Raw genomic sequence first — 8244 nt, 5'->3', positions numbered from 1 at the left:
AAGCCGGCCAAAACCCAAAACATCGCCAAACCAAATGGCTTTCTTTTATGCCTGACAATTTCCCCGGACAGCCCTGCCCCTTGTGGGGAGGGGTTTGGGGCGGGGTCTTCTACGCTCTTCACGCAGCTCGCACGGCCGCCATCGGCTTCACGTTCTGGTTCATCCGGAACAGATTGTTGGGATCGTAGCGCAGCTTGATTTCGGAAAGGCGCGCATAATTGGCCCCGTAAGCCATTTCCACCCGATCGGTCTCGTCCTCCGGCATGAAGTTGATGTAGGCAGTGCCCACAGCATGCGCCTTGGTCGCCTCGAAGAGCTCGCGCGCCCAGCCGATACAGCTTCCGTCCATCTCGGTCTCCCGCCAGCGCGCATGCACATTCATGACGAAATGCGAACTGCGCTGTGGAAATGCCGTGGCTTCGGTCGGCACGCGGCCGGCGGCGCCGCCGACATGGCCGATGAATATTTCGCATTCCGGCCCTGGCAACGTCCGCACCGCATTTATGAGAACCTCGATTGCCGCATCGGAAAGGGAGGTGAAATCCTGGCTCTTCCAATAGTTACGAGCACCGGGCGTTAGAAGCGGGTCGAATGCCTGTTGCCAGCCGACGAACGGCATTGGGCCGACAATGTCGGCGATCGGTTTTCCGATCCCGCGCAATCCGGCTGCGGCCTTTTCGCCCGCCACCATGTCCCCGCAATAGCACATGGCGAGCACTACGATTTCCTTGCCGTGCCATTCGGCCGGCAGGAACGGCAGCGGCGGCGCCTGGCGCATCACCACCCAGCAGGTCAGCTCGTCGGGTGCTGTTTCCAGCGCCTCGCGATACTCCCTGAGAACGTTTTCCGCATCGGCGAAGGGATGCACGACCAGTCCGGCGAAAACTTCGGGATGGAGCGGGTTGAGCTGGAATTCGAAGGAGGTGACGACGCCAAAATTGCCGCCGCCGCCGCGCAGGGCCCAGAACAGGTCCGGCCGTTCGGTCTCGCTCGCCTTCACCAGTTCGCCATCGGCCGTCACCACATCGACCGAAATCAGATTGTCGAGGGTCAGCCCGAATTTGCGCGTGAGCCAGCCGAAGCCGCCGCCGAGCGTCAGGCCGGCTATGCCGGTCGTGGAGTTGATGCCGGTCGGCAGCACCAGCCCGAAGGCCAGCGTTTCCTTGTCGACATCGCCGAGCGTAGCGCCCGGCTCGATCCTGGCGCGACGCGTCTCGGGATCGACCCGCACGGACTTCATCGGAGACAGATCAATGACGACACCCCCCTCGCAGACGGCATTGCCGGCAATGCCGTGCCCGCCGCCGCGCACCGAAACGAGCAGATTGTTATCGCGTGCAAGGCGCACCGCGCGCACGACATCAGCCGCCCCTGCGCAGCGCGCGATCAGACCCGGCCGGCGATCGATCATCGCATTCCAGATCGCCCGCGCCTCGCCGTAATTCATGTCTTTGCTGGTCAGGAGACTGCCGCGAAAACCGGCGGCAAACGCATCCATGGCCGCGTCATTGACCATCGTCTGATCCCGTTGCAGGGTCGTCAGGTTCAAATTGTCCATGATTTCCTCCATGCGACCGGCGCCCCGCACCGTCGCGGCCGGCATCTTGCGCTCGCAGGGGGCGTCAAACAAGTTTTCCAAAAGGATTAGTACCGGCGATGCCGATACTCGGCCGGCCCGCTGTGGGACACGCCCGTCTCGCGAAAACTTCTCCCAGCCCTCATTTCCATACTGTCGGCCGTATCCGATTGATGTATGGAGGGAACTCCAGAAAAAGACGTGCACGGAGGCGGCAATGGATCACCAGGATAAATCCAAGACGGACAAGAACCTGCCGGGCGGCGATCTCGACGAGCAGGCGCTCTTCTTCCACCGCTATCCCCGCCCCGGCAAGCTGGAGATCCAGGCGACCAAGCCGCTTGGCAACCAGCGCGACCTCGCGCTTGCCTATTCGCCTGGCGTCGCAGCCCCCTGCCTTGCCATCCGCGACAATCCGGAGATGGCCGCCGAATATACCTCGCGCGCCAATCTCGTCGCCGTCATTTCCAACGGCACCGCCGTTCTCGGTCTCGGCAATATCGGACCGCTGGCTTCGAAGCCGGTCATGGAGGGCAAGGCCGTGCTCTTCAAGAAATTCGCCGGTATCGACGTCTTTGACATCGAGATCGACGCCGCGAGCGTCGAGCAGATGGTCGCGACCGTTTCCTCGCTGGAGCCGACCTTTGGCGGCATCAACCTGGAAGACATCAAGGCGCCGGAATGTTTCGAGGTCGAGCGGCGCCTGCGCGAGAAGATGAAAATCCCGGTCTTCCACGACGACCAGCACGGTACCGCGATCATCGTCGCTGCCGCGATCCTCAACGGTCTGGAACTTGCCGGCAAGGCGATCGAGAACGTCAAGATCGTCGCCTCTGGCGCCGGTGCGGCCGCCCTTGCCTGCCTCAATCTGCTGGTGACGCTCGGCGCTAGACGCGAAAACATCTGGGTTCATGATATTGAAGGCCTCGTCTACGAGGGCCGCACCGAACTGATGGACGAATGGAAGTCCGTCTATGCCCAGAAGAGCGACACGCGCACGCTCGCCGAAAATATCGGCGGCGCCGATGTCTTCCTCGGTCTCTCGGCCGCCGGCGTCCTGAAACCGGAGCTGCTGGCGCAGATGGCAGACAAGCCGCTGATCATGGCGCTTGCCAATCCGACGCCGGAGATCATGCCGGATCTCGCCCGCGCCGCCCGCCCCGACGCGATGATCTGCACCGGCCGCTCGGATTTTGCCAACCAGGTCAACAACGTCCTCTGCTTCCCCTATATCTTCCGCGGCGCGCTCGATTGCGGCGCCGAGACGATCAACGAGGAAATGAAGATGGCCGCCGTGCGCGCCATCGCAGCGCTTGCCCGCGAAGAACCCTCCGATGTCGCTGCCCGGGCCTATTCCGGCGAGACCCCGGTCTTCGGCCCCGACTATCTGATCCCTTCCCCCTTCGATCCGCGCCTCATCCTGCGCATCGCCCCAGCAGTCGCCAAGGCCGCTGAACAGAGCGGCGTCGCGCGCCGACCAATTCAGGATTTCGACGCCTATCTCGATCAGCTGAACCGTTTCGTCTTCCGCTCCGGCTTCGTCATGAAGCCGATCTTCACTGCGGCAAAGGCCGCCGAGCGAAAGCGCGTCATCTTCTCCGAAGGCGAGGATGAGCGCGTGCTACGCGCCGCCCAGGTGCTGCTTGAGGAAGGTTTGGCCAAACCGATCCTGATCGGCCGCCCGCAGGTCATCGAGACACGCCTCAAGCGCTACGGTCTGCGCATCCGGCCATTGCAGGATTTCGAGGTCATCAACCCGGAAGACGATCCGCGCTTCCGCGAATATGTCGATCTCTATTTCTCACTCGTCGGCCGGCGCGGTGTCATCCCGGAAGCTGCCCGCACTATCGTGCGCACCAACACGACCGTCATCGGCGCGCTGGCGCTGAAGCGCGGCGAGGCCGATGCGCTGATCTGCGGCCTCGAAGGCCGTTACGAGAAACACCTGCGCGACGTGCGCCAGATCATCGGCAAGCGCAAGGATGTCCGCGATTTCTCGGCGCTCAGCCTGATGATCTCGCAGCGCGGCGCCACCTTCTTCACCGACACCTACGTGACCTTCAACCCGAGCGCGGAGGAAGTTGCCGAGGCGACTGTCATGGCGGCCGAGGAAATTCGCCGCTTCGGCATCACGCCGCGCGCCGCCCTCGTCTCGCACTCCAACTTCGGCTCGCGCGAATCCGAAAGTGCGACCAAGATGCGCAACGCCCTGCAACTCATTCGCGAAACCGCGCCCGATCTCGAAGTCGACGGCGAAATGCACGGCGAAAGCGCCATCACCGAAGCGCTGCGCAAGCGGGTCATGCCGGATACGACGCTGCATGACGAGGCGAATCTGCTCGTCTTCCCGAACCTCGACGCCGCCAACATCACCTTCGGCGTGGTGAAGTCGATGACGGATGGACTGCATGTCGGCCCGATCCTACTCGGCGCCGCCCTGCCCGCCCACATTCTCGCTCCCTCGGTCACCTCGCGCGGCGTCGTCAATATGGCGGCGCTTGCCGTCGTCGAGGCATCGCAGCCGGCATAAGCCGGCTTTGCGACCAGGAGATTCACGGATAACCAGCACTCGCCGAGATATTTCGCAAGTGCTGGCATCCTGCGGCGTTTTACCTGGGCGTAACGTCGAAGCCGAACCACTTCTGCGATAGCTTGACGATCGTGCCGTCCGCCTTGGCTGCTGCGATCGCGTCGTTGAACATAGCTTTGAGTTTGGTATCCTCCTTACGCAGACCAACCGAGCTGCCTCGCCCGAGCATGCCGCCCTGGAAACGAGGGCCAGTGACGATCAAATCCTCGTTGCCCGGCTTTGCCGCCGCTGTCGAAAGATATGCCATGGACGCCATGACGAGGTCGACGCGACCGGCTTTAAGATCGAGATCATGCTGTTCCGTCGTCTTGTACTCACGGATATCAACGACGCCCTTCAAATATTTGTCGAGGAAGGTTGCGGCGATCGATGCAGTCTGCACGCCGATTGTCTTACCCTTGAGCAACGGCTCGATCTGCTTCAGCGCGGCCACAGCGCCAGCCTCATCGGTGGCGAGCGAAAATACCTCGCCCTTCAAAGGCAGATTGGCAAGCGGGGAGTCTTTCAATGTCGCAAAGGTCTGACCCGTCGTGCCGTATGAATCGCTGAAGGCAATGACCTCCTCGCGCTTGGCGGTTGCAGACATCCCCGAAATGATTGCGTCGAACTTTCCAGCATTGAGGGCCGGGATCATGCCGTCAAAAGGCTGGATCACGGTCGTGCATTCGACCTTCATATGAGCGCAGAAATACTTGATCAGCTCGATTTCGTAACCGTCAAGGCTACCGTCTGCCTTGGTGAAGTTCCACGGCCGAAACGCTCCCTCGGTCGCAATCGTCACATGGGTCCAGTTCTTCTCCTCGGCGCGTGCCGCCGTCGAAATGGCTAAGGTGGCGACCATAGTGATCGCGGCCATGATTGCGGTCAGGTATTTCATACTTGAGTTCCCCTTCTTGATTGAGCCTGATGAACTATTGATTGATGAACTTGCGGAAGCGCTCCGACTTCGAATTCGAAAAGACCTCCTGAGGTCTGCCCTCTTCCTCGACCACGCCCTTGTGTAAAAAGACGACGCGGCTGGAGACGTCGCGCGCAAATCCCATCTCATGTGTGACGACCAGCATGGTGCGTCCTTCCTCTGCCAAGGCGCGCATGACGCGCAGAACCTCTCCCACAAGCTCCGGATCGAGTGCCGACGTCGGCTCATCGAAGAGCATCACCTTGGGATGCATGGCGAGCGCGCGGGCAATGGCGGCGCGCTGCTGCTGGCCGCCGGAAAGATGAGCGGGATAGAAATTGCGTTTGTCGGCAATGCCGACTTTGGCGAGCAATGCTTCGGCTTCCTCGATGCATTCGGCGCGCGAGCGGCGCTGGACATGGATCGGCGCCTCGATAAGGTTCTCGAGGACCGTCTTGTGAGACCAGAGATTGAAATTCTGGAACACCATTCCGAGCTGGGAGCGGATACGGTCGACTTGCTTTCGATTCGCCGCCCGGTGTGCGCCGCCGGCACTGCGCTGCATCGAGATCGTTTCGCCGGCAACGGTCACTTCACCGGAATCCGGCGTTTCCAGCAGATTGATGCAACGCAGGAATGTCGATTTCCCGGAGCCGGACGAACCGACAATGGAGACGACATCGCCTTCCAAAGCGTCAAGGGAGATGCCCTTGATCACTTGTACAGGCCCGAAGCTCTTGTGCATGTCGCGCACGCTGAGGGCGATTGGTGTAGCCGTCATCGATGTTCTCCTGCAGGGGTCGCCGCAACGGCACTCTCTCGGGTGACGGGAAGAGGCGCGCGCAAATGTGCGCTGAGCCTGTATTCGGCAAATTGAATGAGACGTGTCAGCAAGAAATTGAGAGCGAGATAGATGGTTCCCGAGACGACGAAGACCTCGATTGCCCGATAGGTCTCGGAGATGATCTTCGCGGCAACTCCGGTTACTTCCATCAGCGTAATAATCGAGGCAAGTGACGTCGCCTTGACCATCGATATCATCTCGTTGCCGTATCCGGGCAATGCCTGACGGATTGCCAGCGGCAGGACGATCCGGCGAAATATCAGGAAACGATGCATGCCGCAGGCGCGGGCAGCCTCGATTTGACCGTGCGGTACCGAGAGCAGCCCGCCGCGAATGATCTCGCTGGCGTAGGCGGCGGTATTCAAGGTCAGCGCCAGCACCGCGCACCAGTAAGGATCGCGGAGAAACGGCCAGAAGATGCTATGCCGTATGGCGGGAAACTGACCGAGACCGTAATAGATGAGAAATATCTGCACCAACAGCGGCGTGCCGCGGAAGACAAAGACATAGAGCCGTGCGAACCAGTCCAGCACTGCAACACCGGAGAGGCGGGCAAGCGCTAGCAACAGCGCCAGAATGGCCCCGAGGCAGATCGATGTCACGGCAAGCTCGATCGTCAGCGGAATTGCGGCGACCAGGCTCACAAATGTTTCCTGGAGAAAGGACCAGTCCATCACGCCCCCCTCACGCCGCGCGACAGGCGCCGCTCCGCCTGCCGGATGACGAGGCTCGAAACTGTCGAGATCATCAGGTAGATCGCGCCGGCGATCAGGTAGAAATCGAATGGCAGCCCGGTCGATCCAGCGCCGACCTGGGCCTGGCGCAAGAGTTCGGCGACACCGGTGATCGATACCAGTGCCGACTCCTTCAGGACGACCTGCCAGACATTGCCAAGACCGGGAAGCGCATGACGCAGGGTTAACGGGGCAATGATCCGCCGCAGACGAAGCCAGCGCGGCATACCGCAGGCGATGGCCGCCTCGATCTCACCCGGATGGACCGCCTTGAAACCACCGCGCAGCACTTCCGTGAACTGTGCGCCGGAGGTTACGCCCACGGCAAGGGAGCCGGCAAGAAAGCCCGGAAAGCCGAGGAAACCTTCGGCGCCGAAAAGCCTGCCCACCGCCGTGACCACGGCGCTGCCGCCGAAATAGAAGAGATAGATCACTAACAGATCGGGGATACCCCGCAGCACCGTCGTATAAGCATCGGCGGTCGCCCTGGCAAAGCCGTTGCCGGCAATCTTGGCCCATGCACCAAGGGTCCCGATACAGGCGCCGACGGCATAGCCGGCGATTGCAACAAGGATGGTCATCCACGCTCCGGCTAGGAGAGCATGGCCCCAGCCATCCGGGCCGAAACCGGCAAGCTCGAAGAAACCAGGCTGGTTCATGATGCCGCTCCTGGAGAGCATGTTTTTGCAGCAACTGACATTGTCATAGCCTCGGCTGAGCGTGATGCGCCGAAAGGGCGCTCAATGAGCGTCGAAGGTGGGAGTCAGGTCGATCTTGCTCCATTTTTCCGAGAGCTGCCTGATCGTACCGTCCTTGGCGGCCTGCCTGATTGCGCCGTCAAATTTGACCTTTAGATCGGTCTCGCCCTTGCGCATGCCGAGTGCAACTTCGGTTGCCAACATCGCGCCCTTCACCAGCGGGCCGGACATCATCAGATCCTCATTGCCGGGCTTGCCGAGCACGGAGGTTTCGTAAACACCGCTATCGAAGGCGGCATCGATGCGCCCGGCCTTCAGGTCGAGGTCGCGCTCGCCGGAATTCTTATAGGCGCGCACCGTTATATCGGATCCGAAATAGCCGGTGATCAACTGCTCCTGGCTGGTCGACTGAACGACACCGACCGTCTTGCCCTTGAGGACCTTGCCGATTTCGGCCATCACCGGATCGGCCTTGGACTTGTCGTTCAAATTCAGCCGTTCGCCGTTCATCGGCAGAGGAGACACCGGCCCATCCTTCAGAAGCAGGAAGCTAGCGACCCCGCTCGCGTAAGGTACGGTGAAATCGACCACCTGCTTGCGCTTCTCGTTGATGCCAAGGGTCATCACCAGATCGAACTTGCCCGCATTAAGGCTGGGGATCATTGCGTTCCATTCGCCTGCTATGAGTTCACAGTCGACTTTGGCGCGCTTGCAGAGGTCACTGATGAGATCGACGTCGAAGCCGGCCAGCTTACCGCTGGAATCCATGAGGTTCCAGGGCGGAAAAGCGCCTTCGATGCCGACCTTGACATGGGTCCAGTCCTTGGCGCTGGCAGTGAACGAAGTCAGTGAGGCAATGGCGCCGAACAGAGCGGCAAGCAGATGTCTATTCTTCATTTTCTGT

At 61.0% G+C, this 8244-nt stretch carries 7 protein-coding genes; 1 reads left to right on the top strand and 6 read right to left on the bottom strand.

Annotated features, from left to right (window positions below; genetic code table 11):
- Positions 1-118: 118 nt before the first annotated feature.
- Positions 119-1558, bottom strand: coding sequence for an FAD-binding oxidoreductase (locus GGD53_RS26715; RefSeq protein WP_184459747.1), 1440 nt, complete (start codon positions 1556-1558; stop codon positions 119-121).
- Positions 1559-1793: 235 nt separating this feature from the next.
- Here GGD53_RS26715 and GGD53_RS26710 point away from each other — a divergent pair, with 235 nt between their 5' ends.
- Entirely contained in the window at positions 1794-4106 is a 2313-nt protein-coding gene (locus tag GGD53_RS26710; RefSeq protein WP_184459746.1) for an NADP-dependent malic enzyme, read from the top strand.
- Positions 4107-4185: 79 nt separating this feature from the next.
- Here the strand turns inward: GGD53_RS26710 and GGD53_RS26705 are convergent, their stop codons facing one another.
- From GGD53_RS26705 to GGD53_RS26685, 5 genes are all read right to left on the bottom strand, one after another.
- Positions 4186-5043: a transporter substrate-binding domain-containing protein gene (locus GGD53_RS26705; RefSeq protein ID WP_184459745.1), complete on the bottom strand. Its 858-nt coding sequence runs from the start codon at positions 5041-5043 to the stop codon at positions 4186-4188.
- Positions 5044-5077: 34 nt separating this feature from the next.
- Entirely contained in the window at positions 5078-5845 is a 768-nt protein-coding gene (locus GGD53_RS26700; RefSeq protein WP_184459744.1) for an ABC transporter ATP-binding protein, read from the bottom strand.
- Positions 5842-6582, bottom strand: coding sequence for an ABC transporter permease (locus GGD53_RS26695; protein WP_184459743.1), 741 nt, complete (start codon positions 6580-6582; stop codon positions 5842-5844). Before GGD53_RS26695 ends, GGD53_RS26700 begins: the two co-directional genes overlap by 4 nt.
- Entirely contained in the window at positions 6582-7301 is a 720-nt protein-coding gene (locus tag GGD53_RS26690; RefSeq protein ID WP_184459742.1) for an ABC transporter permease, read from the bottom strand. Before GGD53_RS26690 ends, GGD53_RS26695 begins: the two co-directional genes overlap by 1 nt.
- 81 nt (positions 7302-7382) lie before the next feature.
- Positions 7383-8237, bottom strand: coding sequence for a transporter substrate-binding domain-containing protein (locus tag GGD53_RS26685; protein WP_184459741.1), 855 nt, complete (start codon positions 8235-8237; stop codon positions 7383-7385).
- Positions 8238-8244: the final 7 nt, after the last annotated feature.

Origin of the sequence: Rhizobium aethiopicum (genome assembly GCF_014197535.1) — a bacterium.
GTDB lineage: Bacteria > Pseudomonadota > Alphaproteobacteria > Rhizobiales > Rhizobiaceae > Rhizobium > Rhizobium aethiopicum_A.
This window is presented reverse-complemented; position numbering and strand designations above follow the sequence as displayed.

What these genes read in the sequence shown, in the direction of transcription:
- GGD53_RS26715 (WP_184459747.1), bottom strand. Translation starts at nt 1,558, where the DNA reads ATGGACAATTTGAACCTGACGACCCTGCAACGGGATCAGACGATGGTC.
- GGD53_RS26710 (WP_184459746.1), top strand. Translation starts at nt 1,794, where the DNA reads ATGGATCACCAGGATAAATCCAAGACGGACAAGAACCTGCCGGGCGGC.
- GGD53_RS26705 (WP_184459745.1), bottom strand. Translation starts at nt 5,043, where the DNA reads ATGAAATACCTGACCGCAATCATGGCCGCGATCACTATGGTCGCCACC.
- GGD53_RS26700 (WP_184459744.1), bottom strand. Translation starts at nt 5,845, where the DNA reads ATGACGGCTACACCAATCGCCCTCAGCGTGCGCGACATGCACAAGAGC.
- GGD53_RS26695 (WP_184459743.1), bottom strand. Translation starts at nt 6,582, where the DNA reads ATGGACTGGTCCTTTCTCCAGGAAACATTTGTGAGCCTGGTCGCCGCA.
- GGD53_RS26690 (WP_184459742.1), bottom strand. Translation starts at nt 7,301, where the DNA reads ATGAACCAGCCTGGTTTCTTCGAGCTTGCCGGTTTCGGCCCGGATGGC.
- GGD53_RS26685 (WP_184459741.1), bottom strand. Translation starts at nt 8,237, where the DNA reads ATGAAGAATAGACATCTGCTTGCCGCTCTGTTCGGCGCCATTGCCTCA.